Here is a 23,230-nt window from a genome sequence, read left to right as displayed (position 1 = left end):
CGGTCCGTCCGAATTTCAATGAGACGTTGCCTAGAATTTGGCCCGGACACGACACGCGGAGGGAGCGGTGACCGTGCGACGGGACTTCAAGGAGCCTGCCAGATGCCGCCCCGACCTGGTCATCGGCAGGGACGAGCTGTTCGGCGCGGCACACGAGCAGCTCGCCCGCGGCGGCAGTGTGCTGCTCCACGGGCCCGCCGGAATAGGAAAGTCGACCGTTCTGCGGGCATTGGCCGCGCAATACGGGACCGCGGCCCGCACCGTGTTGCGCTGCTCGGCGACCGAGTCCGAATCCCACCTTCCCTTCCTGGCCCTCGCCGACCTGCTCGGCCTGGTCCTCGACGAGGTCTCCGAACGGCTGCCCGCCGCCCAGCGCACCGCGCTCGAGTCCGCCCTCACCGGACGCGGCGAGTCCACCCTCCAGCGCGACGGCCTCGCCCTGCGCCTCGCCGTGCTCTCCGCGCTGCGCGCGCTGGCCGCCGAGGGCCCGGTCCTGATCGTCGCCGACGACCTCCAGTGGCTCGACTCGGCCAGCGCCGAACTCCTCGGCTTCGCCGCCCGCCGCCTCGGCGACACCCCGGTCCAGATGCTGTGCGCGGTACGGACCGAGGGACAGGAGTACGACCGTCATCTACGCGCGTCCCCGCCCGACACCCTGGCCGTCAGGCTCGGCCCGCTCTCCGGCTCCCAGGTCTCCTCGCTGCTCGACCACCGCGGCTACACCGGCCTGCCCCGCTCCACCGTCCGGGACATCCACCGCACCAGCGGCGGCAACCCGCTGTTCGCCCTCGAACTGGGCCGCGCCCTCGCCGAGAGCCCCACCCCACCCCGGCCGGGCGAGCCGCTGCCGGTGCCGACCTCGCTGCGCGCCCTCGTCCTCAACCGCCTCGGGATGCTCTCCGCCGAGGCCCGCCGCACCCTCCTCGTCGCCAGCGCCGGCGCCCGCCCCACGCTGGCCCTGCTGCGCGCGGCCGGCCGGGAGAACGCCGAGGCCGAGACCGCCCAGGCCGCCGAACTCGGCCTGCTGGCCACCGAACCCGAAGGCCCCGCGGTGCGGTTCGCGCACCCGCTGATCTCGGCCGCGCTCTACGCCGAGGCCCCGGCCCAGGACCGGCGGGCCGCGCACGCCGCGCTCTCCACCGCAGCCTCCGACCCCATCGAACGCGCCAGGCACCTGGCCCTCGCCATCACCGGCACCGACCCGGAGGCCGCCGCCCGGCTCGCCGAGGCCGCCGACCGGGCCCGGGACCGGGGCGCCCCCTCGGTCGCCGCCTCGCTCGGCCTGCTCGCCGCCCGGCACACCCCGCCCGACGGCGAGCCCGGCCCCGACGACCACCGGCTCCAGGCCGCCGAGGACGCGATCACCGCGGGCGAGGTCGACCTCGCCCGGGACATCGCCCACGAGGTGCTGACCCGCGCGAGCGCCCCGACCGACCGGGTGCGGGCCTGGATGGTGGTGATCGAGGCGGCCGGGCAGGCGCTCGGCGAGGTCGACACCGTCTACCCGCAGGCCCTCGCGGACGCGGGCGACGACCCGCGGCTGCTCGCCCTGGTCCGCTACCAGCTCGCCTGGCGGGCCCTGGTCGTCGAGGGCGACTTCGCCGAGGGCCGCGAGGAGGCCGCGCACGCGGCGGAGCTGGCGGCCCGCGCCGCCGACCGGCGCACCGAACTCCTCGCGCTCGCCTTCCAGGCCCAGACCGAGACCCTGATGGGCCACCCGGACGCGCCCGCCACCATCAAACGCGCGCTCAGGGAGCCCCAGGACCCGCAGGTCGCCTGCCACCACAACGGCCCGGGCGCGACCCGCTACCGCTGGCTCATCATGAGCGACCAGCTGCCCGAGGCCCGCGGCACGGTCGCCGCGCTGCTGCGCGAGGTGCGGCGGCGCGGCATGGTCGAGTCCGAGGTGCACTTCGTGCGGCTGCTCGCCGAGACCGAACTGCGCTCGGGGCACTGCGGACGCGCCCTCGACCTGGCCAGGGAGAGCCGCAGACTGGCCCGCGACTCCGGGATCGGCGAGGTGCCGTCCGCCGTCCTCACCTCGCTCGCCGAGGCGTCCGGCGGCGATGTGCGGCGCGCTCTCGACCTCGCCCGCGAGGCGGTCGGGCAGGCCGAGGAGGTCGGCGACCAGATCTACGTCTCACGCGCCCTCGCCGCCCTCGGACACGCCCAGCTCGTCGACGGGGACGACCAGGGCACCGTCGTCTCGCTGCGCCGGGTGCGGGAGCTCGAACAGGGGCTCGGCATCACCGACCCGGCGCGCGGGCGCTGGCAGGGCGACCTCGCGGAGGCGCTGGTGCGGATCGGCGAGCCGGACGAGGCGCAGGAACTCGTCGACGTCACCCGGCAGCACGCGCTGCGGCTCGGACGGGAGAGCGTGCTCGCGGTCCTCGACCGGGCCGAGGCGATGGTGCGGGCCGCCCGCGGCGACCACGAGGCGGCGCTCGCCCGGCTGACGTCCGTGCAGGACCGGCTCGGCAAACTCGGGTACGGCCTGGAGGAGGCGCGGGCCGCCTTCGCCCTCGCCACCCTGCGCGGCACCCCCCGCCCCCTCGGCCCCGCCCGCCCGCCGGGAACCACCGGGCCTGGACCGACGTCCTACGACGAGGCGGCCCGGCTGTTCAGGCGCTGCCGGGCGCTGCCCTGGCTGCGGCAGGTGGAGGCGGCGGGCGCGGCGCCGCCGGTCCAGCCGCCGTCCGCGGACAGCGCCACCCTCGACGGCCTGGAGGGGCTGGCGGCGATGGAGCGCCAGGTCGCCGGTCTCGTCATGGAGGGCGCGACCAACCGGGAGATCGCCGCGCGGCTGTTCATCAGCGTCAAGACGGTCGAGGCGACCCTCACCCGGGTCTACCGGAAGCTGGGCATCCGCTCACGGGTGGACATCGTCCGGCTGGCGGCGGGGCGCCGTCCGAAGTGACGTCACTGCGGGTTTACTGGGCGCGACCGAGGGTTTTCCCTGCCCAACTCCCCTAGGGGGTTCCCTCATTGGGACGAGGGTGGGCCGGGTCCTACCTTAGGGGCGTGCCGCTCGCCCCGGCATACGGGGGTCGGTCCCGCGACCCCCGTGCACCCCCCCCACACACCCGCGCGCCCCCCACCGGCAACCCCCACTGAGGAGACTCATGTTCGGGCTCAACCGCGCCAGAAAGACCGCGGCCGTCCTCGCGGCGACCGCCGCCGCGGCCACCACCGCCCTGCTCGGCGCCCCCAACGCCGCAGCGGCCCCCCAGCCCATCGTCGGCGGCACGACGACCACGACGACGGCGTACCCGTTCGTCATGCAGATCACGGACGCCTCGCAGAACCAGTTCTGCGGCGGGACGCTGGTCTCCGCGACCAAGGTGATCACCGCGGCCCACTGCATGGTCGGCGAGACCACCAGCAGCGTGCGGGTCGTCGGCGGGCGCACCTACCTGAACGGCACCAACGGCACGGTCAGCCGGGTCAGCAAGATCTGGATCAACCCGAGCTACACGGACGCCACCAACGGCAAGGACGTGGCGGTCCTCACCCTCGCGACGTCGATGCCGTACACCACGGCGTCCTACGTCACCTCGTCCCAGACCAGCCTGTACGCGGCCGGCACCACGGCCCGCATCCTCGGCTGGGGCACCACCTCGGAGAACGGCAGCTCCTCCAACCAGCTGCGGACCGCGACCGTCCCGATCGTGTCCGACACCAGCTGCAAGAGCTCCTACGGTTCGGACTTCGTCCAGACCGACATGGTCTGCGCCGGATACTCGTCCGGCGGCGTCGACACCTGCCAGGGCGACAGCGGCGGTCCCCTGCTCATCGGGGGCGTCCTGGCAGGGATCACTTCTTGGGGCGAGGGCTGCGCGGAGGCCGGTTACCCGGGTGTCTACACCCGGCTGACGACCTTCTCCAGCCTGGTGGCCACCCAGGTCAACTCGTGACCCGGAAGAACTCCTGAGCACCACGCTCAGGGCAGTACCAGGGAGCGTTGCGGGCTTCCACGAGCAGCCCGCAACGCTCCCTGTCCATGTGCGGGCACCGGATCGCTCCAGCGCCCCCGCCCACCGGGACGACCGGCCCCGCGTCCCGCACCGATGGGCCGGTACATCCGGTACAGGTACGCCCCGTACGACCCGCACCGGTTCGCCCCGTATATCCTGCGCGTGATCACGCCCGGCCAGGCCAGGCCCGACGCCCCACCGGCCGCAGGCGCCCGACCACGCGAGAGGCAGCCGCATGTCCGAGCGACGCGCCCGTCCCGCCTCCCCTGACTCCGACGCGAAGAAGTCCGCCTGGCGCCGCGCCCTGACGCCGCCCCAGTCCCCGGCGTCACGGTCCGCCCCCGCGCCGGCCGAACCGGAGCCCGCGGGCCCGGTCGAGCCGGTGAGCATCGTGCAGGCCGCGCTCTACCGCGACGGCGTGCGCGTCTCCACACCGGCGACGCTCGCCGACACCTTCAGGGAGCTGCGCGAACAGCCCGACGGCATGGCGTGGATCGGCCTCGCCCGCCCGACCGAGGCCGAACTCCTCTCCCTGGCGGCCGAGTTCGACCTCCACCCGCTCTCCGTCGAGGACGCGATGGAGGCCCACCAGCGCCCCAAGCTGGAACGGTACGGCGACACCCTGTTCGTGGTGCTGCGGGCGGCCCGCTACCTGGACGCGCCGGAGGAGGTGGACTTCGGCGAGCTGCACGTCTTCGTCGGCCAGGACTTCGTGATCACGGTCAGGCACGGCGCGGCCCCCGACCTCTCCGCGGTGCGGCGCCGCATGGAGGAGACACCGGAACTGCTGAGGCTGGGCCCGGAGGCGGTGCTTTACGCGATCCTCGACTCCGTCGTCGACGGCTACGTACCGGTCGTCGCGGGCGTCCAGAACGACGTCGACGAGATCGAGACGGAGGTCTTCCGCGGCGACCCGGAGGTCTCCCGCCGCATCTACGAACTCTCGCGCGAGATGGTCGAGTTCCAGCGCGCGACCCGCCCCCTGGTGGGCATGCTGCACGGCCTGATGGCGGGCTTCGCGAAGTACGGCACGGACGAGGAACTCCAGCGCTACCTACGGGACGTGGCCGACCACGTGACCCACACCAGCGAACGCGTCGACGGCTTCCGCCAGGCCCTGACGGACATCCTCACGGTGAACGCGACGCTCGTGACGCAGCAACAGAACGCGGAGATGCGGGCGTTGGCGGAGGCGGGCTTCGAACAGAACGAGGAGATCAAGAAGATCTCGTCATGGGCGGCGATCCTGTTCGCGCCGACGCTGGTGGGGACGATCTACGGGATGAACTTCGACCGGATGCCGGAGTTGCACTGGGCGTTGGGATACCCGTTCGCGATCATCCTGATGGCGGTGGTGTGCAGCAGCCTGTACGTGACTTCAAACGGAAGGACTGGCTGTGAGTGACGGTCACGGGAGGCGCTCGTGGAACGCCGAAACGGTGGACGCAGCAGTTCGCTGCGCCCACCCGTTCCGTGGGTTGCGCGGAGAGGATGTCTACGCGGTCAGTGCGGGCTGGCCGATCAGAGCGTCGATGGCGCCTCGCCCCTTGCCGCCGGCCCTCCGGCATGAAGTGGGCGCGGTAGTCCAGGGTGATCGTCGGGCTCGAAGGGCCGAGCCAGCGGGCCAGCGGGCCAGGGTGACGACGGACTCGCCCGCTTCGAGGATGACCGAGGCGTATGTGTGCCGGAGCACTTGGAAGCCGTCCTTGCGGGACACCTTCCACCGCTCGCCCTTCTGCCGCATGGGGATGACGCCGGCGGCGGCCAGGGCAGGCTTCCACACCCCGACGTTGAAGATGTTCGCGCGAGGGGCGTTGCCCAACGTCGTGGTGATGACGAGCGGGAACTTCTCCGTCTCCCGGTCGGGCTCCGGGCCGCTCTTCGGCAGGGTGAAGTACAGCCGCCCAACGAGGAGTTGGACCTGCCGACGGCTACGCAGGACTCCACGAGCGAAGTCGACGTCCTCCGGCGACAACCCGAAGACCTCGCCCTGCCGCAGCCCACAGCCCGCAGCTCAGCGCGAGCACGACGGCGACGCGGAAGCGCGCATTGATCGCGCCCCGTACGCGCTGCGCGGTCTCCAGGGGCCAGGCTTCTCTCCGATCCTCCGCGCCTTGGGCCACCGCACGGACTTGGCCCGCATCGGATTGCGCACGAGGCGCTTGTCGTCGATGGCGGTTTCGAAGATGTTCGAGAGCGAGCCGAGGATCGGCCGGGCGTATCGCGGTGACAGTTCGCTCTCCAGCGTGGCGATGTAGCCACGCAGTACCGCCGGACTGATGTCGCACAGGGACACCGCTCCGAGGTGAGGCCGGATGTGGAGCCGGACCCGCTCGTCTGTGCGCTTGAGGGTGCCGGGGACGCCCTGGACTCCTGCTTGCCAGTAGCGGACTACATAGACCGTGTCCTACATGGTCAGTTGGTGGCTGTGCTGGCCATGGGGGGGGTGAACAGTGGGGATGGATTGTTCCGGACGGCTTGTGGGAGTTGGCGAGGCCGTCGGTGCCGCCGGCGCGGGTTCGTCCGCAGGGCGGCGGGGTCGCGGACATCGATGACGAGGCGGTCTTCGCCGCGATTGTCCACGTCCTGGTCAGCGGCTGCGCGTGGCGGGCGTTGCCGACGTACCTCGGGGCGTCGAAGTCGACCGTGCACCGCCGCTTCGCCATCTGGTCGCGGGCCGGGGTCCAGGGCCGACCGCATCGGCAGGTTCTCCAACTCCTGGACGGGCAGGACCTGATCGGCCTGTCCCGTGCAGTCCTCGACCCAGCTCATGTCCGCGCTGAAAGAAAGGGGGGCGCTACTACAGGTCCGAGCCCCGTGGACCGGGGTAGGCCCGGTGCCAGGATGCACGTCCTGCCGGACGCGAACGGACTGCCCCGACACGTCGAGGTCTCCGCGGCCAACGTCCGCGACAGCCAGGCCCTGAAGCCGGTGCTGTCCCATTTCCAGCCGCTCCCGGGTCGCGTTCTTCGTGCCAGCGGCCGCGGTCCGGCCCCTGCCGGGACAGGACTACAGCGGCGTGCCCACGCGGACGCCCGCCGACGGACCGGGGACCGCGACCGCGTGGGTTCTCCGGCCGCTGCGGCACGACCGACCCGACCATCGGGCCGTCGTGCTTCACGAGCGCGGCTGCTGGGTGGCGCCGGAGGACAGCGGCCTCGTCATCGCCGAGACCAAGCACGCGCGCGTCTGCCTGCGCGAGGGCCGGGCGGTGCCGCGCGAGGCGTGCCACCCGACTCTCCCCGAGACCTGACAGAAAGCATGGCCTGCGCGGGAAGGCGCCTCCAGACACAGAAGGGGGCCTGAGGGTCTAGGCGGAGCGCGGCTACCTCGCCGCCCTCTTCGGCACGGTCTTCTTGGTCGGCGACTTCGCCGTCTTCTTGGCGTCGGTCTTCCTGGGCTGCTGGTGCATGTCGGCGTCCTGCCCGCGGGTGGTGCGGGCCTTCGCGACGAAGGGGTACGAGGTGAGCCACCGCAACGTCATTGCGGATCCCGGACGACGACCTCGCCGGCCTCCCCCTCCCGACGGCCAGGGCGATCGAGATCCCGCGTGTGTCGTCACACCTGATGACGTGCCACCGGCACCCTGGGTAGCTGCTGGCACGTGCGCCGTCCGCCTCGTTCCGCTTGACATGTTGCTAGGCCCCTAACATTATTGGTTAGGTGGCTAGCAAAAAGACGCATGGGCAGCACGAGTCCGCAGGCGCGTGGGCGAAGCGGTACCACCAGGCCAGCCAAGCGGCTCTGGAAGCGATCCTGCGCCCCTACGGACTCGGACCGACCCAGTGGTACGTCCTTTACCAACTGGCTCACGACGGTCCGACCAGGCAGCGCGACCTGGTGCGCGCGCTCCGTGTAGAGCGCGCCACGATGACCGGCGTCGTCGCCGCCCTGGTCCGCAAAGGGCTCGTGGAACAGATACCCGACCCCGTCGACCTGCGCCAGAAGACGCTGCGCCTCACCGAAGCGGGCGGCGAACTATGGGCACGGCTGCCCGACCCCATCGCCCGTCTCCGCGCCGTCGCCTTCGACGGCGTGAGCGAGGAGGAGCAGGCACAGGTCGCCCGCATCCTGCGTGAGGCCACTGAACGGCTCGCACACCATCTGAAGAAAGGGTCACCCCCCTCATGACGATCCTCGTCACCGGCGCCACCGGACTGGTCGGCACCCGCCTCCTTCCCCGCCTCATCGACGCCGGCCTCGACTGCCGCGCCCTCGTCCGTCCAGGCAAGTCCGCCCCCGACGGCGTCGCCCCTGTGGAGGGCGACATCCTCGACCCCGGCTCGCTCGACGGCGCGCTCGACGGCGTCACCGACGTCGTACACCTGGCCGCCCTGTTCCGCACTCAGGACACGGACGCCATCCACCGCACCAACGTCGAGGGCACGCGCAACCTCATCGCGGCCACCAAGGCACAGGCTCCGCAGGCGCGCTTCACCATGGCCAGCACCGGCCTCGTCTACGGCTCCGGCCTGAACCGGCCCGCCCGCGAGGACGACCCCGCCACCGCCGACCTCCCCTACCCGGCCAGCAAGATCCTCGCCGAGACCGACCTCAAGGCCAGCGGCCTCAACTGGAGCATCCTGCGTTTCGGCTTCGTCTACGGAGACAAGGACGGCCACCTCGAATCCGCCCCCGGCCTGATGGCCAACTGGAAATGGCACCCTGCCCAGGCCCTCAGCCTCATCCATCACCGTGACATCGCCACCGCCGTCAAGCTCGCCCTCACCGGCGCGATCGACGGACACACCGTCAACGTCGTGGACGAGGCCCCCACCAGTATCTACGAAATCGCCCAGATCGTCGGCGCCCCCTACGAGCCGTCCGCCGAACCGCTCAACGACCCCTGGACGGGCCGCGCGGACGGCACCCTCTTGCGCACGCTGGGCTTCACCCCCACCGTCCCCACCGTCTACCAGGCCCAGCGCGACGGCCTGCTGTAGGGAGACCGGTGTGCGGCGCTGCCCAATTCCTCCCGCGCACTGCTCCACGACCTTTGAACTGCCGCACCGCGCTCGATCCTGGACTACGACCGAAGGTTCGACAGGCAGCGCCGCGTCCGCTGCCCGGACCGGTCGCCGGGCCGCCCGCGGCTTCCTGACCGACCGCGGCCGCTCCATCACGATCGCCAGAACCCGAGGCGTTCCCCGGAGGTCCCTTGACCCCGGGGCCTGCGCACCACCGGCAGTCCCCAGTACCTCAAGGAAGGCCAGCACGTGATCCGTTCAACGGTGCTGACCTACCTCGCGAGGCCGGTCAGCCTGCCCCGACCGGCTATCCCACGCCCATCGAGAAGGCCCCGTGCGCAGCCGGAGGATCAACGCGCGGGCGTCCGCCGCATCCTGCGGAGGGCCGGCGAGATCACCGGTTACCCGCCGCACGCTGACCTCCCGGTAACTCGGATTCGGACCCGCGCTCACCGCCCGCAAGGACTGACAGGGCGTCACTCTGCCTGTCCTCGCGCCAGCCGGGGCAGGCACGGTGCGAACGCCTGGCGTGAACGGTTGACGTCAGGGCCGGGTCGCCCCGGGATCATCCCGGACAGCCTGACCGTTGCTCTCGCCGCCGACCACAGGTGGCGAACGCAGTGCCGGGCCCATCTACGGCAAGACTTCCGAGCATCTCCTTGAACAGAGATCCGTAGAGTCCTCGGAGTCACATCTGGTACGACAACGGGAGATTCACGTGCACCCTCTGGCAGTCGAGCAGCGCTTCCTGGACAGGGCAGGGCGACTCCGGAGGTGGGGCGCCGGGCTGCTGATATGCGCGTCGTTGTTCTGGGCCTACGCCGCATGGCAGGTACTCACGCCCTACGGCTCCACCTACAACGCCGTGGACTGCCCCGCCCCGGTCGACGCCAAGCCGCGCGAGCTCTACTTCGACGATGCGGTGGGACGGCACGAGGACGCTCTGCAGTGCGCCTCGGACCGCAGCTGGCCCGCTCCACTGGCCGCTCTGGCGTTCTCCGTTCCGCTCTCCGTGGCGGGCACCGGGCTGCTGACCGCCGGGGCGCTCAGCGCGATGCTGCGCCGCCATGACGCCGCGGTGCAGCAGGCAACTGCCGGCACAGACCGCTGAGGACCGCACCCGCTGGGCACAGATGAGCGAGAGCCGCCGGATCACGAATGTGATGTCGGCTCACCGTGACGGGGAGGGTGCGCGGCGGACATTCAGGGCGTCAGGCGTCAGGCGTCAAAGTCTGTGGCAGTGTGCAGACAGTGCCGGTCGCTGTGATCGGTCCGCTCGCGGCATATCTGGCGGGAGCCTTCGCTCAGCGCGGGACGGTCGGAGCCGATGAGGTGTGCGGCAATGTTCCCGGCCGGGAGGCCGCTGCCGGCACGGCGATCTCACGGACCCGGTCGTCGAACTTCCGGATGTTGCCGGGGTTCACGCGAACCGCCGCACAGCCGGCGTCGATCGCCTGGAAGACGAATCTGGGCTGGAAGTGGATGTCCGCGATCACCGGGAGCTTCGACTTCGCGGCGATCCGGCCGAGAGCGTCGGCGTCGTCCTGAGAAGGCACGGCGACCCGGACGATGTCGCACCCGGCGGCGGTGAGTTCGGCGATCTGCCGCAGAGTGGCGTCGACGTCGGCGGTGGGGGTGGTGGTCATGGACTGAACGGTCACCGGAGCGCCACCGCCGACAAGGACATCACCGACCCTCACCTGGCGGGTGTGGCGGCGTAGGGCCGGCGGGTTGGGCGTGGGCGGGGGGATGGTCGGCTGGGGCAGGTCGACTGCGGTCATACCGCACTCCCGTCGAAGGATGCAGAGTCAAGCTCGGTTCGCCGGCGCGGGCACGCACGACCAAGGAGACGGTCAGCGAGGGGACATCCCCGACCCGGGCCACGAAGGTCAACGCCCTCTGTGCGGAACGAACACTCGGAGCAGGCCGAGCGCGTTCAGGGGGACCGCGTGGTCGGCGAGGTCTCACAGCACAAGGCCCGGACCACCCGTGCGGGAGTTCGCCTCGACCGTCACGCGTCGACGGCGGGCGGCGCGCCCCGTTCCCCGGCAGCACCGGGCGCAGCGGAGGCGCACACGTGGACTCCACCACGTCCACAAGCCGCCCCGGATGCCGCACCACCGCCGAGGGCCTCTTCACGGGGAGGACCTGGGCACGCCGCGCCGGCGCGGGGTGCCCGGACCCGTGCGGCAGCACACGGCGCGGCGAGACTGCGGCCGGCGACGGCAGGATGGGAGGAGGAGTTGCGACGGCGGCCATGTGGCACCAGCCCTACTAGCGGCACGGCCCCGTGGTCAGGCAGACCGTCCCTACTGTTTCGTCACGTCCTTTGCAATGATCGTCCAGCTCCAGAAGCACAGGAAGAGCGCGCACGGCACAATTGACGCAGGCATGTGCAGTGATGTACGCCCCCGGCGTGCAGCACGTCACGAAGCACGCCTGCCGTCGCGTCGACCGACCCGCCGCGGGTGCGATGACGGGTTTGAATCACGGGCGTCGCAGCTCCGCCGATGGCACGATCGACGCCGAGCGCATCGCCCGTATCGTCCGCGAAGTCCACGCCGTGTGCCCCGAGTTCGACACCGACGCGTTCGTGGCGTCGGTGCCGGCGGACCTTCCCCGGCTGGAGCTGAGCGCCCGGATCGCCCGGACCAGCCAGGGCCTGCGCGACCGCCTCCCGGTCACCGGGCCCGACGCGCTCGACATCCCGCTGCGCTCGCTGCCGCCGACGCCCGCGGCCACCGCGGTGACCAACGACTTCGGGCTGCACCTCTACTCGCCCCGCTCCGACTACGTCTCCCGCTACCTGCGCACCGCCGAGCACCTGGAGCGGTCGCTCGCCGCGCCGACCCGCACGACGGGGTACTTCTCCGTCGAGCTCCCGGTGCGGCACTTTCTCGCCGACTTTCCCGACGAGACGATGAAGGCCGTCGACGCGTGGAGCCGCGACGAGGGCTTCCGGGTACGGCGGCTGGCGAGCGAGGCCACCCGGCTCCCGCTGCCCTGGGCCCCGCTGCCCTGGGCCCCGCTGCCCTGGGCCCCGCGGATCGCGCTCCCCGCCGACGCGGGCCTGCCCGTCCTCAAGACCCTCAACGACGACCTGCACCGCTACGTGCGCACCTACGTGGCCAACCACATGGGGGACGTCGCCGCCACCCAGCCCGACCTCGCGCCGGCCACTCTCCAGCGGTGGAGGGCCTCGGGCCGGGTCACCGGCGAGCAGTTCGCCATCCTCGCCCGCGACGCCCTGAGCAACCGGCTGAAGGAGGGCTGGCCGCCCGCCCACGCCGCCCTCCTCGGCTACGTCCAAGACAGAAGGTGGCCTTCCTGCGCCGCGCCACCGCCGAGCCGGGCCAGGAGCTGAAGCTCGCCGAGGCGCACCCGCTGCGCTCGACCGCGCGATGGAAGGTCTCCCCCGGCTCCTACTCCCTCGCTCTCCAGGTCAACGGCCGGCGGTTCCCCGTGATCGCTTTCACCGTCCTCGACACCTGACCGGCGCTCCAGCCCTTGAAGCCCCGAGAAGCTGCCTCGGGGCCGCCGCCATCGCGCGCCTCGGCCCGGTCCGTGCCGTCCGCAATCCCCCGGAGGAGTGACCCGACCTGATCGAACGAGTTTGAGCGGCGACACCCCAGAGCCCGCACGGCCCGACCCCGGCATTTGAACTCGCGTTCATCGAATCCCCTCCGATCGGGCCGTGACGGGACCAGATCCACCGCGTTTTTAGAGCATCAGTGCCACACCCGCGCTCAGACGGAGGACGCCATGCACCCCACCCTCGCCCCCTTGCATCAGCCTCCCGGAATCGAACGGCGGCCCGGCCGGCCCACCCACGGCGTTGACAGCACCCGCACCTCAGAACGCCCGGATACGGGGTGGGCGGCATGAGCGAGCCCACCGATGCATCAGCCGACAGCGTGCCGGGACCGCGCACCACCACCGCGCCGTCCCCTGTCCCCTCCCCGTCCGCCCCCTCGGCGGCGGCCACCGCGCCGACGCCCGAGGGGCAGATGCGGTTCGTCGACGTAACCGGCAGCCGCGAGGCGGCCGGCCGCTCGATCCGGATGCGGGACATGGCCCGCCGTCTGCCGCAGTTGGTCCGCCGCTCGCTGGCCCTGGCCTGGCGTGTCGACCGGCGGGCGACCGTCGGCCTCCTGCTGTGCCAATTGGTCACCGGCGTGACGCAGGCGCTGGGCCTGGTCGCCATCGCCGGCACCCTGACAGCCCTGCTGCGCGACGGAGACGTCTACCACCGGCTGCTTCAGGCGTGGCCCTCCGTCGCCCTGCTCGCCGGGGCCGCCGGCGTGCGCGCGCTCCTGGGCATCACCGTCAACTGGCTCTCCTCCCGGCTGGGGCCGCTGATGTCCCGCGAGGCCGAGCAGTTGCTGCTCACCGGCTGCACGGAGGCCGAGCTGTGCGCGTACGACGACCCCGACTTCAACCGGGACCGCGAGGCCGCCGATCGCGGCGCCCAGGTCACCGGCGACCTGATCAACGAGGGCCAGGACCTGATCGCCTCGGCCGCAGCCTTCCTCGCCGGAGCCGTCGTCCTGGCGGGCGTGCACTGGATGCTCCTCCCCCTCCTCGTCGCCGCCAGCCTCCCGCAGGCTGTCGCCCAGGTCAGCGCCGCGCGCGCCCGCTACCTGGCGAACCTCCGCAGCAACGGCGACAACCGGATGCTGTCCGTGCTGCGCTGGCACATCTACACCAAGGACGCCGCCGACCAGATCCGCGCCGGGACCATGGCCGACTTCCTCTCCGACCGCTACCGCGGCACTGTCGCCCGGATCAACCGCGAGGACCGGGCGGCGGCCGACCAGGGCGCCCGGATGTCCCTGGTCGGCGCGGCGTGCGGGGGCCTGGGGTCGGCCGTGGTGTGGGCGGCGGTCGTGTGGCTGCTCGCGACAGGCCGGATCACCGTCGGACATGCCGGCACCGCGGTCTTCGCCCTGCAGACCGTCGGCATGTCGGTCCGCGGCCTGGTGGCCGTCGGCGCCCGCGCGGTGCGGACCGGGCTGTACATGGACGACTGGACCGGCTTCCTCGACAAGGCCGGCGGCTTCCGCATGCGCCGCGGCCCGCACCACCCCACGGCCCCGGAGACGATCGAGGTCAAGGCAGTCACCCACCGCTACGCCGGCAAGGACCGTGACGCCCTGTCCGGCGTCTCCCTCACCCTGCGCCGCGGCGAGGTCACCGCGCTCGTGGGCTTCAACGGCTCGGGCAAATCGACGCTGTCGAAGCTGGTCAGTGGCCTGTACCTGCCCACCGGCGGGCAGGTTCTGTGGGACGGCGTCCCCACCGTCGATGCCGATCCGCAGGCCCTGTGGAAGCAGGTCGCCCTCGTGCCGCAGAACTACGCGCACTGGCCGCTGACGGTGCGCGAGAACGTCACCCAGGGACAGCCTACCGCGCGCGGCGACCAAGCGGTCCGCGAGGCGTGCGAGGCGGCCGACGCCGACGAGGTCGTCGACAAACTCGGCGCCGGCCTGGACACCCTCCTGGCCCGCGAGTGGCTCAACGGGGAGGAACTGAGCGGCGGCCAGTGGCAGCGCATCGCTCTGGCCAGGGCGTTCTTCCGCCCGGCCGGTCTGCTGGTCCTCGACGAGCCGACGGCCAACCTCGACCCCCGCGCCGAATACCGCGTCTTCCAGCGGCTGCGGACCCTCGCGCGGGACCGGGCGGTGCTGCTGGTGACCCACCGCATCACCAACGTCGCCATCGCCGACCGCATCGTGGTCCTCGACGAAGGCAGGATCGTCCAGGAGGGCAGCTACGCCCAGCTCTCCCAACAGCCCGGTCTCTTCCAGCAGTTGCTGTCCTACCAGATCACGTCCGAGCCGGACGGCGACAAGCACGGGACCCCCGCGTGAGCCGCCCCCGCGCCACTCCCGCGCGCCCCGCCGAACCGACCGCCCCCACCGCCGCGGACCTCTCCGCCCCTCTTCCGCCGTCCCGAGGTGATGACGTGCCCCTCACCCGCTCCTCCATCCGCACGACCACCGAGGCGTACCTGGCCCGGCATCCGCACGAGCGGGACTCACTCGCCGGGCTGATGTCCCTCCTGGACGGCGCCGCCGACCCGGCCGACCGCGCGACGCTCCCCGGCCACGTCACGTGCGGCGCGGCGGTCATCGACCGTGAACAGCGCGTGCTGCACATCGGGCACCGCAGCACCGGGCTACTCCTCAACCCGGGGGGCCATATGGAGGGGGACCGGACGCTGGTGGCCGCAGCGCTGCGGGAAGTGTGCGAGGAGACCGGCCTGCGACCGGGCGACCTCTGTCTCACGCCGCAGTTCCTCGGCGCCCCAGACTGGGGAAGAGTCGGTGTTCACACCCTGCTACTCGGAGCGAGGTGACGTGATCGACTGGTAGTCCTGTCGAGCTTCTGCGGGCAAGTGAGGGAAGCGACCGTCAGGAAGGAGCGCCGATGCATGGAGCTGCTAGGCCAAGACGTCGATGCGTCCAGCACACGCCTTCAGGATGGCGTGTAGGTTCTTGCGCGCCGAGGCAGCGGCCGTGGGATCGGTGGCTTTGACCTCAACCAGCAACTCCCTCTCCAACTCGTCCGCCTCACCCCTGGTAAGGAACGGCAGCCCGAACAGGCGGTAGCCGCTGTCTACGGTGGTACAGAGGTCGAATTTGAGAGCATCCCAGCTCTGCCGAGCCTCCATCTGCTTATCAGCGTGCTGTGCGTCCGTCCCATGACGGCTGCAACGCCAGCGCCGGTTGGAAAACGCCACGGACACCTCGTCAGCGGCCTACTTCACTTGACGGGCGGGGCTGGAAACGGAGCCCTCACGGGCCACCGCGCCAGTCCCCGACCCTACTCAATGAGCAACCAGTTGGACGCCAAGATCAATTCGCGGGAGCGAGACCACCAAACCAGTCAAGACGTGCGTTGCCTGAACGTGCGAGATACCTTGAGGCGCTTCGGGTCAAAGGCGTCGGTTGCGCCGGCACCGGCGTTGCCCGGGCCGTCGTTCCACCCGAGTATCTTGCGAGCCACCCCCTTTACACGGGGGTGGCTGGGCTTGAGCGCGATCTCGAAGTGGGATTCCTTCGGCGTCTTGAAGTCACCGCCCCAGGCCACGACGCCATCAAGTTCAGCGAGGATGTCGCGGACGACGACGAGTTCGTTCGGGTACAGGTTGTCCTTCGCGCCGACCGGATACGCGACGGGCCGGATTGCTATCGCGCTTCCGGACAGGTAGTTCGACTCGTATGCTTCGGCCACATCACGGTTGATGGTCCAACCGTGAACGTCACCGGCCCGCAGGGAGTCGATCTCGTAGTGAAATCTGCGGGCCACGTGCAGCAGGATCGTGGCCGCGTCGCCCTTAGCGAGTGAGACGTTCCGGCCGCTGCCCTCAATGGTGAATACTGTTGCCTCGTCCAGGACGGACCAGCCGTTCTTCGACGTTGCGCTCTTCCACGTGCGAGTGTCGGCGGAAGCCACTGCGGTTCCGCTGAGGTTGACGAGTGTTGCGGCTGCCGCAGCGCCGGACGTGGCGCCGATGAACCGGCGTCGTGACAGACCAGTCTGGGTCATGACTGACTTTCCTTTCGGGGCAAGCGATTCAGGTGCGTGATGCCGAACTTCACGAGGACGGCAATGGCGACGATGGAGATGACGGCGCACGCCACAAGGGACGGATTGACCCATGCGGGAACCAGATCGAAGTTTGCATTGCACCTGTTGTGCAGTGGGAAGAACTTCTGGAACTCCGCAGCATGCGCATCCCTGTACACCCTGTCGTAGTGCACGTGATGGACGAACTGGCAGGTTTCGCGGACATCGAGCCCTGTTCTGAACACGCCCCAGATCCACACCAAGAGGCCCGCGAAGAGAGAGACAGAGCACACGCGTGCCCACCACAGCGGGCGCCGCCATGATCGGTCTCGAAGTCCGGTCACGATGCGGAAGACATTCCACAGGTTCCACACCAACCAGACGACGAGGATCACTGCGGCGATAAGGGCTCCGGCTTGTTTCATTTCGTAGTTCTATCCGTCGTCACTGGGCGGCACGTGAGCGGGCTGCCTTGAGGTACTTTTTGTGGTTCGCCTGGTACAGGGACAGCTTGGTGGTCTCCGTTCCCATACGGGCCAGCAGTGCGTCAACGAAGCCCTGCTCGAAGTTGCTGAGCTTGTCACCGCCGCCGGGGAGGTTTTGGTAGTCGCTCGGAGACACCACTCCGGCGAGGGTGATGAGTTGGAGCTGAGCGACGGATAGCGTCGCGTCCACCGCGGTCAAGGCGTTGTGCGCGGAAGTCTTGCAGTCGGTGGCGTTGCCCCACCTGTTGGCGAAGTAGTCGTTGAAGCGCTTGAGGCCGCCGCCGCCGTTATAGTGGTCCCTCACAGCATCGACGATGGTCTTGCCGCCATTTACGACCCGGGCGAGAAGGTATCCGTCGGCGTCCTCGATGAGGTCGTTGAATCCGAACGATGAATTGACTCCGGGTACCGCAAGTTTGGCGTGGGCGAACTGCAGCGGATCGGCATACTCCTGCTGGGAGTTACGCCAATCAGCCCAGAACGTCATCAAGTCGCCCGCCCAACCGCCGACATCGCCCCCGTTGGCCGATTTCTTGTTGTCCGGCTGCGCCGTCAGGAGGTGGGCGTTGGCCGTGGCCATCATGTGCTCGGCGCCGAGCTGGTAGCCGGTGAAGGGATCGGTGAACAGGGCCTTGACGCTCATGCCGTTGGAGTTGCAGTAGTCGACGAACCCGCTGTCGTACGAGCCGATGAGGTACCACCAGCCGACCTTGTTCTCGAGGTCCTTATCGCCGTACGAGTGGTGGCGGATGTACTCCATGACGAGCTGACTGCGCTTCTGGCCGCTGGCACCGTAGGAGCCCGCCAGGTCGTACAGCTTTTGGACGTAGGCGATGAAGTCGTCGGCAGGGCCACCGGCGTCGCTCACCGACGAGACGCCGCGGTCGAGGCCGGAGACCGCGTCGTTGTCCAGATCGAACCCGTCGGAGCCGTTGGTGACGTGGAATTCCTTGATCTGGTTGAAGGTCCAGTTCCTGGGGATGGGGAAGCCGAGGTTTCCGGAGAACCCATAGGACATGCCGGAAATAAAGGAGTAACGGGCGAACGTCTTGTTGCTCACGGTGCTGCAGACGTTCCTGGACCCGTACACACCATGCGTGTACTTCTTTCCTTGGCTGGCCAGGGCTGCCTGCACGCCGTGGAAGTACGGCACAATGGAGCTGGCGATCTCCTCGCCGGTCGCGTCGTAGTCGACGGCGAAGTAGATGGTGGTGCCGCGGTTGAAGCCGTAGTCGGAGGCGCACTTGTGTGCGTTCAGACCGTGTGAGTAGCCGTTGGTGTAGGTGAAGTCCGCAAGCTGGCGGGCATTGTCCTGGTAGATCGGGAAGACCTTGAGGCCAGCGCCGAAGATGACGTTCAGTTCACCCGGCTTGATCTCCTTGTCGAGAGTGGAACCGGGCGGGTCGTATATGTAACGGCCGACGAATCGGTAACCGTTGTCGAACAGCCACTTGGCGCGGGAGCTGGTGATCTCGTACCGCGTATCCGAGCCGGTCACAGCACGATCCGGGTCTCCCATGGAGACTAGAAGCTGTGCCCATGTCGCGTAGTCACCGTTCCCGTTCACGGTCAACTTGTTGAATCGCTGAAACAGTTGGACCCACTGGGTGAGCCCGGAGTCGTAGGAGGAGCGCCATGTCGTGTTGACGTCGTTGCCGTCGCTATCGTAGGTGGGCGAGTTGAAGAGGCATATGGCGGAGAAGAGTTGGACGAAGACTCCGGAGTCGCCCTGGGTGAGCGTGTGGGACTGCAACCCTGCCTGGGTGGCTGGCCCGAAGTTACCGTTCGGAGCGGCGATGCCCAGCTCGTACTGCAGGGCGATCATCAGTGACTTCTGGACGTCGCGGGAGTAGATGCCGTCGCACGGGCCGATGCTGTAGGCGCTCTTGGTCCAGTAGCGGCCGTTGAGCCACTGCTGGATCTCGCGGATCCCGTCAGTTCCGCCCGCCACGACAATGTAGGCGTCCATGTTCATCAAGGCCTTGGCGACCTGGACGTTGATGACCCCTTCGCCACCAATGCCCATGTTGGACCGCAGCTTTGAGACGGCATCACGGGTTACGCCGGTGAACCAGCCCTCACTGCCTGGCTCGACGGCCCAGTAGCCCTTGCACCACAGGGCGTATTCGAGGATGGCAACGATGTTGCGGTTGGTGTCCCACTCGAAGCCGATGTCGCCGAGGGCGGCGAACTTCGACGCCGTGGTGGGGCCGAAGGACGCCACGACAGGGCTGATGCCGAGTTCGTGCTGAAGTGCCATGACCAGGGAGTTCATGGTCCCCCAGCCGGTCTGGCCGTTCTCCGGGCAGGCGACGTAGCCGGCGACGCTGCCGTAGTTGGAGTTGACCCACTTCTGGGCTCTGAGGACTTGTTCGTCTGCCACAGCTGTTTCCTTTCGCGTGAAACCAGGTGCAAGCGGCGCCATCCGGGCGGACCGCGCCAGGGAGGTGAGGTCAGTTCCGCAGTGCTTCGACGGGTTGGATGCGGCTTGCGCGCCAGGACGAGTACAGGCCGACGAGGAGACCGGTGGCGAGCCCGAGTGCGGGGGCAGCGGCGAGGGTCGCCACGTCAAGAACGGGCGTCCATTCGTTGTGGAACGAGACGCCGACGACAACTGCTGTGCCCAGTGATGTTCCGGCAGTCCCGCCTACCAGGCCGAGGGCAGCGGATTCGGGCAGGAACTGCCAGGTGATGTGGAGGGCGCGGGCCCCAAGGGCGCGCCGCAGCCCGATCTCGCCGACGCGCTCCATGACCGCAACCAGGGGGGTGTTGGCGATCCCGACCGCCTCGATCACGAGGCAGACGATCGACATCAGCAGGAACAGCGGCCCCAGGTCGCTACTGACGGCGTTGCGACGGGCCTTGGGATTTGGCGGGGGAAGGGCGCCCAGGTACTCGGGGTGGTCGGGCCGCAGGGCCAGGGCTGCCTCCTGCGCGACCTGGGAGGCGGCTCCCAATTGCGTGGAGACGAGCATCTTTGCCCGCTCGTCTTGCGGGGGTCCCCAGATTCCTTCCGCGGTGGTTCTGGGGATGATGATGGACAGCAGGAGATCTGGCATGCGCTTGATGTGGTCGAAGATGTCGACCACCGTGAACGCGGTGTTGCCGATGAAGAGGGCGGGCTGGGTACGGAGCGTGCCCGGACGGGCAGCCGTCCATGACCCGATCACAGCGACAGACTGGTGGTGTGCGTCGTGGAACGGGTCGTAACCGCGGCCCTGAATGAAGTGTGGTCTGGCTACGGCGAGCACGCCGGAAGAGGCCGCGATCACCGGGGGCCGGGAGACGGCTCCGGTGCTGTCGCCGACCGGGGATGAGCGGACCGACTCGTCGGACGCGAGGCGGGCCTTGCAGTACACGCCGGCGGCCTCGACCCCGTTCAGGGGAACATCTTGTGGTCGGCGTCCTGGAGGGAACGCCAGAGGTATGTGATCAGCGTCGAGGCCGCCCGTGTCCTCCCCGGGCACTTCGGTGGCGGTGAGGCGGTTGAAGCGAATGTCGATCGACGCGACCGTGGTGCATCTTTCGTGACAGCGCCTCCTCGGGCCGGTAGACGCCGCATCCCGATTCAGTACTGCTCCATCTGGTCTACGTAGATCTTCGGGTGCTGCGGAATGGGCCCGAGATGGACGCCGCCAATAGTGCTGGTTTGGCTGTCGCTGTCATGGGCAGGCACATCGGTCAGGCGGTAGGTGTTCGAGGCTACCCAGTCGACGCTGTTCCCGACGCTGATCTCGATGTAGTAGTTGGCGCTGTCCTCGGTGTCGTTGCGCACGGTGACCGTGGTCCGCACACCGTCAGCCTCCGGGGTGGCGGACACCTTCAGGTTGCCGTAGAAGAGCACCTTGGTCGCACCGTCCCGCGAGAAGAAGGGCGTAGGCTCGGCGTCCTCCGCCGGTTCCCCAGAGGTGGCGGCGGCGGTCGGCGTGTCCGGGCGCGCCGACAGAGAGACCACCGCGGTCGGCGTCTCAGGGGGGTGGGCGTTATCCTCCCCGGCGCCGCAACCGGTCGTCAGGAGCAGTAGGGTGAGGCCGGACATGCCCCGGCCCTTCCATGGTGTGGCCGGGCCGTGGCGGAGCGGGCGGGAGGGGAGGTGCGTCAGTCGCATGTTCCGACGCCGAGGTAGTTGTCGACCAGGACCTTGCCGGTGGCGTCCTCCATGTAGGAGTACACCTGGCCGCAGTAACCCTTGCTCTGGTAGACGGGACCGGCGTACTGGGAGAAGGCGCCGAAGTCCTCGGAGTCCGCGGTGGAAGTGTAGTTGTCCTTGAGCCGGACGCCCATGTAGTGCGTGATGCCGGTGTCGTTGAAGAAGACGGCGCAGATGGGCCGGTCGTACAGAGTGTTGCTACCGCTGTAGGTGCCGTTCCACCACGTGTACACGGTGCCGTAGGTGCCGTACCGCGCGGCGCTCACGGAGATGGTATAGCCCGATCCGCACACGTTGGCGGCAGCGACCGCAGCGGCGGTGTCGGCCTTCAGGACCTCTTCGGTCCCGCTCGCGGCTTTGGCGGCGACACTGAGACCGCCCGTCCCGCTCACCACGGTGGACTGCGCGGCCAGCGGCTCTGCTTCGGAACGTGGTTGATCCTGGGAGGCCGCGCCCGCCGGCGCAGCGACGGCCCCGACGAGAGCAACAGCTACCAGAGAGGCACGGATGGCCAGTCTCATGAAAATCCCCTTGCTGTGGACGGAGTTCGCGATCGGACACGAACGGGCCCCAGCGTCGCCCAGGAATGATCCCGCTTTCAATGGATCTTCACGCAATGACTCCATGGAGGCGATCATTGGCCGAAACATGACATCGATATCACAGCTGACCGAGATGGGGGCACGACTTCACCGCTGTCGGTCCGCTCTCCCGCCCGCCAGCAGGCCCGGGTCCTCGACTACCTGTGATCGGCCGGGAGGAGGGCGCCGAGGTTGTGATCGGCGATGGCCGGCTCGGCGGGGAGGCGTACGACCGGGGCTTCTTCGCGGAGCCGACGATCTTCGACCGGGTGGCGCCGGACATGCGAATCGCCCAGGAGGAGATCTTCGACCCGGTGCCCTCCGTCTTCACGGGTCGATCAGTACGTCCCCGCGCGCGGGCAGCAGCCACCCTCGCAGCCGCGATGAGCTCCCCGGAGGGCACGCTCTTGAGGAGGAATCCGCTGGCCCCCGCATGCAGCGCGCGGTGGACGTACGCGTCGCTGTCGCAAATGCCGAGCAGCACCTTGGTGACGTTCGCCGAGGCGGCGAGGATCGCCTCGGTGGTGCGCAGCCCTTCCAGGCGCCGCATTTGTAGGTTCAGCATGGCGACGGCGGGAGAGAGTCGGGTCACCTCCGCGATCGCCGTCCGGCCGTCCGGCGCCTCCACGAGGCAGTCGAGGTCGGGCCGGGTGTCCCTGACGGCGCGCAGGGCGGAGCGGAATGCCTGGTGGCCCTCCACACCCAGGGCACAGCCATTGGGCCGTCGATTCTCTATGGGTTGCTTCCGAGTCTTCGGATCGTTGATGTGGGGCGTTTTGATGAGTTGATCGGTCCGTTGCGGGCGAAGCTGGAGGCGGTGACGCCACATCTGAACGAGCGTCAGCTTCGGCTCCAGTACCGGGCCGAAGCCCGGATACTCGGTCACGGCGGGATCGCCGCCGTCGCAAAAGCGGGCGGAGTCTCCAAGGACTGCGTCTCGCGTGGATTGCACCGGCTGCTGATCCGCCGCTCCACCGAGAAGAAACAGCTGGCAGGCAGCCGGATCGACTACGAGTACGGCTACTTCCTGGTCCACGCCCTCCGGCCACCCCGGTGCCGGAGATGATCTCCCGGGCCGGGGCGAGGTGGCAGATCGAGGAGGACAACCGCGAGGGAAAACAGCTGGTCGGCTGGGCGGCTACCAGGTCCGCACTTGGAGTGCCTGGCACCGGTACGTCACCTGCGCGATGCTCGCCCTGGCGTTCCTCGCGGTCCAGCTCGCCCGCCATCACGACCCGCAGCCCCCGGCCCGGACGCCCGGCTGCTCCCCGACCATGACGACGCCGAGGGAAACGCCCTCACTGTGACGGCAGCAGCTCAGCCCGCTGACCTCACGGCTCACCCCGCCCGCGACATCCAGGCGCTCCTGCCCAGGGTCCGGCTCACCGTCCCCGCCCTGGCCACGCTTCTCGTGCTGACCGGGACGCCCCACCACAACGAGGCCTACCACCTCCAGCAGCACCACTGGCGCACCAAGCCAGGGGGCCACCATCGCCCACTA

Annotated in this window: 19 protein-coding genes and 5 pseudogenes; 13 read left to right on the top strand and 11 right to left on the bottom strand. The window is 69.5% G+C overall.

Annotated elements, in window-relative coordinates:
- Positions 1-67 precede the first annotated feature (67 nt).
- The 3 genes and pseudogenes from DDJ31_RS31355 to DDJ31_RS31345 all read left to right on the top strand — a co-directional run bounded on the left by DDJ31_RS31355 (position 68) and on the right by DDJ31_RS31345 (position 5,375).
- Positions 68-2,917 carry a helix-turn-helix transcriptional regulator gene (locus tag DDJ31_RS31355; protein ID WP_127177044.1) on the top strand — a complete coding sequence of 950 codons (2,850 nt, stop codon included), beginning with the start codon at positions 68-70 and terminating at the stop codon, positions 2,915-2,917.
- Positions 2,918-3,122: 205 nt separating this feature from the next.
- The gene (locus DDJ31_RS31350) at positions 3,123-3,914 is read left to right on the top strand and encodes a S1 family peptidase (protein ID WP_127177045.1); all 792 of its coding nucleotides are present in this window, start codon (positions 3,123-3,125) and stop codon (positions 3,912-3,914) included.
- A gap of 295 nt (positions 3,915-4,209) precedes the next feature.
- Positions 4,210-5,375: pseudogene (locus tag DDJ31_RS31345) on the top strand (magnesium and cobalt transport protein CorA).
- A gap of 94 nt (positions 5,376-5,469) precedes the next feature.
- On the opposite strand, the gene DDJ31_RS39460 reads toward DDJ31_RS31345, so the two are convergent.
- Positions 5,470-5,949, bottom strand: coding sequence for a hypothetical protein (locus DDJ31_RS39460; RefSeq protein WP_240677997.1), 480 nt, complete (start codon positions 5,947-5,949; stop codon positions 5,470-5,472).
- A 488-nt stretch (positions 5,950-6,437) separates the two neighbouring features.
- Here DDJ31_RS39460 and DDJ31_RS39455 point away from each other — a divergent pair.
- Positions 6,438-6,923: pseudogene (locus DDJ31_RS39455) on the top strand (IS5 family transposase); the annotation flags it as partial.
- A gap of 163 nt (positions 6,924-7,086) precedes the next feature.
- Positions 7,087-7,227 carry a hypothetical protein gene (locus DDJ31_RS39450; protein WP_240677998.1) on the top strand — a complete coding sequence of 47 codons (141 nt, stop codon included), beginning with the start codon at positions 7,087-7,089 and terminating at the stop codon, positions 7,225-7,227.
- Between the two features lie 72 nt (positions 7,228-7,299).
- Here the strand turns inward: DDJ31_RS39450 and DDJ31_RS31330 are convergent, their stop codons facing one another.
- Positions 7,300-7,458, bottom strand: coding sequence for a hypothetical protein (locus DDJ31_RS31330; protein WP_164784863.1), 159 nt, complete (start codon positions 7,456-7,458; stop codon positions 7,300-7,302).
- Between the two features lie 179 nt (positions 7,459-7,637).
- Here DDJ31_RS31330 and DDJ31_RS31325 point away from each other — a divergent pair, with 179 nt between their 5' ends.
- The 3 genes from DDJ31_RS31325 to DDJ31_RS31315 all read left to right on the top strand — a co-directional run bounded on the left by DDJ31_RS31325 (position 7,638) and on the right by DDJ31_RS31315 (position 10,052).
- Positions 7,638-8,105, top strand: coding sequence for a MarR family winged helix-turn-helix transcriptional regulator (locus DDJ31_RS31325; protein WP_127177046.1), 468 nt, complete (start codon positions 7,638-7,640; stop codon positions 8,103-8,105).
- Positions 8,102-8,917: an NAD-dependent epimerase/dehydratase family protein gene (locus DDJ31_RS31320; protein ID WP_127177047.1), complete on the top strand. Its 816-nt coding sequence runs from the start codon at positions 8,102-8,104 to the stop codon at positions 8,915-8,917. Before DDJ31_RS31325 ends, DDJ31_RS31320 begins: the two co-directional genes overlap by 4 nt.
- 742 nt (positions 8,918-9,659) lie before the next feature.
- On the top strand, positions 9,660-10,052 hold the full coding sequence (locus DDJ31_RS31315) for a hypothetical protein (RefSeq protein WP_127177048.1): 393 nt from the start codon (positions 9,660-9,662) through the stop codon (positions 10,050-10,052).
- A 232-nt stretch (positions 10,053-10,284) separates the two neighbouring features.
- Here DDJ31_RS31315 and DDJ31_RS31310 read toward each other — a convergent pair.
- Positions 10,285-10,722, bottom strand: a pseudogene (locus DDJ31_RS31310) (flavodoxin-dependent (E)-4-hydroxy-3-methylbut-2-enyl-diphosphate synthase); the annotation flags it as partial.
- Positions 10,723-11,423: 701 nt separating this feature from the next.
- Between DDJ31_RS31310 and DDJ31_RS31305 the strand changes: the two are divergent.
- From DDJ31_RS31305 to DDJ31_RS31295, 4 genes are all read left to right on the top strand, one after another.
- Positions 11,424-12,305, top strand: coding sequence for a hypothetical protein (locus tag DDJ31_RS31305; RefSeq protein ID WP_240677999.1), 882 nt, complete (start codon positions 11,424-11,426; stop codon positions 12,303-12,305).
- Positions 12,260-12,433 carry a hypothetical protein gene (locus tag DDJ31_RS39445; RefSeq protein ID WP_240678000.1) on the top strand — a complete coding sequence of 58 codons (174 nt, stop codon included), beginning with the start codon at positions 12,260-12,262 and terminating at the stop codon, positions 12,431-12,433. The genes DDJ31_RS31305 and DDJ31_RS39445 overlap by 46 nt, the downstream gene beginning before the upstream one ends.
- Before the next feature lie 515 nt (positions 12,434-12,948).
- Positions 12,949-14,811, top strand: coding sequence for an ABC transporter ATP-binding protein (locus DDJ31_RS31300; protein ID WP_127182516.1), 1,863 nt, complete (start codon positions 12,949-12,951; stop codon positions 14,809-14,811).
- Between the two features lie 95 nt (positions 14,812-14,906).
- A complete protein-coding gene (locus DDJ31_RS31295) occupies positions 14,907-15,299 on the top strand; it encodes an NUDIX domain-containing protein (RefSeq protein WP_127177049.1) in 393 nt (130 codons plus the stop codon).
- Between the two features lie 84 nt (positions 15,300-15,383).
- On the opposite strand, the gene DDJ31_RS31290 is transcribed toward DDJ31_RS31295, so the two are convergent.
- From DDJ31_RS31290 to DDJ31_RS39440, 7 genes are all read right to left on the bottom strand, one after another.
- Positions 15,384-15,683, bottom strand: a complete 300-nt coding sequence (locus DDJ31_RS31290; RefSeq protein ID WP_127177050.1) for a hypothetical protein — start codon at positions 15,681-15,683, stop codon at positions 15,384-15,386.
- A gap of 146 nt (positions 15,684-15,829) precedes the next feature.
- Complete coding sequence (locus DDJ31_RS31285; RefSeq protein WP_127177051.1) at positions 15,830-16,492, bottom strand: hypothetical protein; 663 nt, start codon at positions 16,490-16,492, stop codon at positions 15,830-15,832.
- Complete coding sequence (locus DDJ31_RS31280; RefSeq protein WP_127177052.1) at positions 16,489-16,938, bottom strand: hypothetical protein; 450 nt, start codon at positions 16,936-16,938, stop codon at positions 16,489-16,491. The genes DDJ31_RS31285 and DDJ31_RS31280 overlap by 4 nt, the downstream gene beginning before the upstream one ends.
- 19 nt (positions 16,939-16,957) lie before the next feature.
- Positions 16,958-19,381, bottom strand: coding sequence for a glycoside hydrolase domain-containing protein (locus tag DDJ31_RS31275; protein WP_240678001.1), 2,424 nt, complete (start codon positions 19,379-19,381; stop codon positions 16,958-16,960).
- A 70-nt stretch (positions 19,382-19,451) separates the two neighbouring features.
- On the bottom strand, positions 19,452-20,357 hold the full coding sequence (locus DDJ31_RS31270; RefSeq protein ID WP_240678002.1) for an ABC transporter permease: 906 nt from the start codon (positions 20,355-20,357) through the stop codon (positions 19,452-19,454).
- 209 nt (positions 20,358-20,566) lie between these two features.
- The gene (locus DDJ31_RS31265) at positions 20,567-21,037 is read right to left on the bottom strand and encodes a hypothetical protein (RefSeq protein ID WP_127177055.1); all 471 of its coding nucleotides are present in this window, start codon (positions 21,035-21,037) and stop codon (positions 20,567-20,569) included.
- A gap of 59 nt (positions 21,038-21,096) precedes the next feature.
- On the bottom strand, positions 21,097-21,414 hold the full coding sequence (locus DDJ31_RS39440) for a hypothetical protein (protein ID WP_240678003.1): 318 nt from the start codon (positions 21,412-21,414) through the stop codon (positions 21,097-21,099).
- A gap of 479 nt (positions 21,415-21,893) precedes the next feature.
- Between DDJ31_RS39440 and DDJ31_RS39725 the strand changes: the two are divergent.
- Positions 21,894-22,004, top strand: a pseudogene (locus tag DDJ31_RS39725) (hypothetical protein); the annotation flags it as partial.
- 110 nt (positions 22,005-22,114) lie between these two features.
- Here DDJ31_RS39725 and DDJ31_RS39435 read toward each other — a convergent pair.
- Positions 22,115-22,558: pseudogene (locus DDJ31_RS39435) on the bottom strand (response regulator); the annotation flags it as partial.
- Between the last annotated feature and the right edge of the window lie 672 nt (positions 22,559-23,230).

The sequence above is a fragment of the Streptomyces griseoviridis genome, from assembly GCF_005222485.1.
Taxonomy (GTDB): Bacteria; Actinomycetota; Actinomycetes; order Streptomycetales; family Streptomycetaceae; genus Streptomyces; species Streptomyces hintoniae.
The sequence above is the reverse complement of the archived record's forward strand: the minus strand, read 5'-3'. Positions and strand labels throughout refer to the sequence as shown.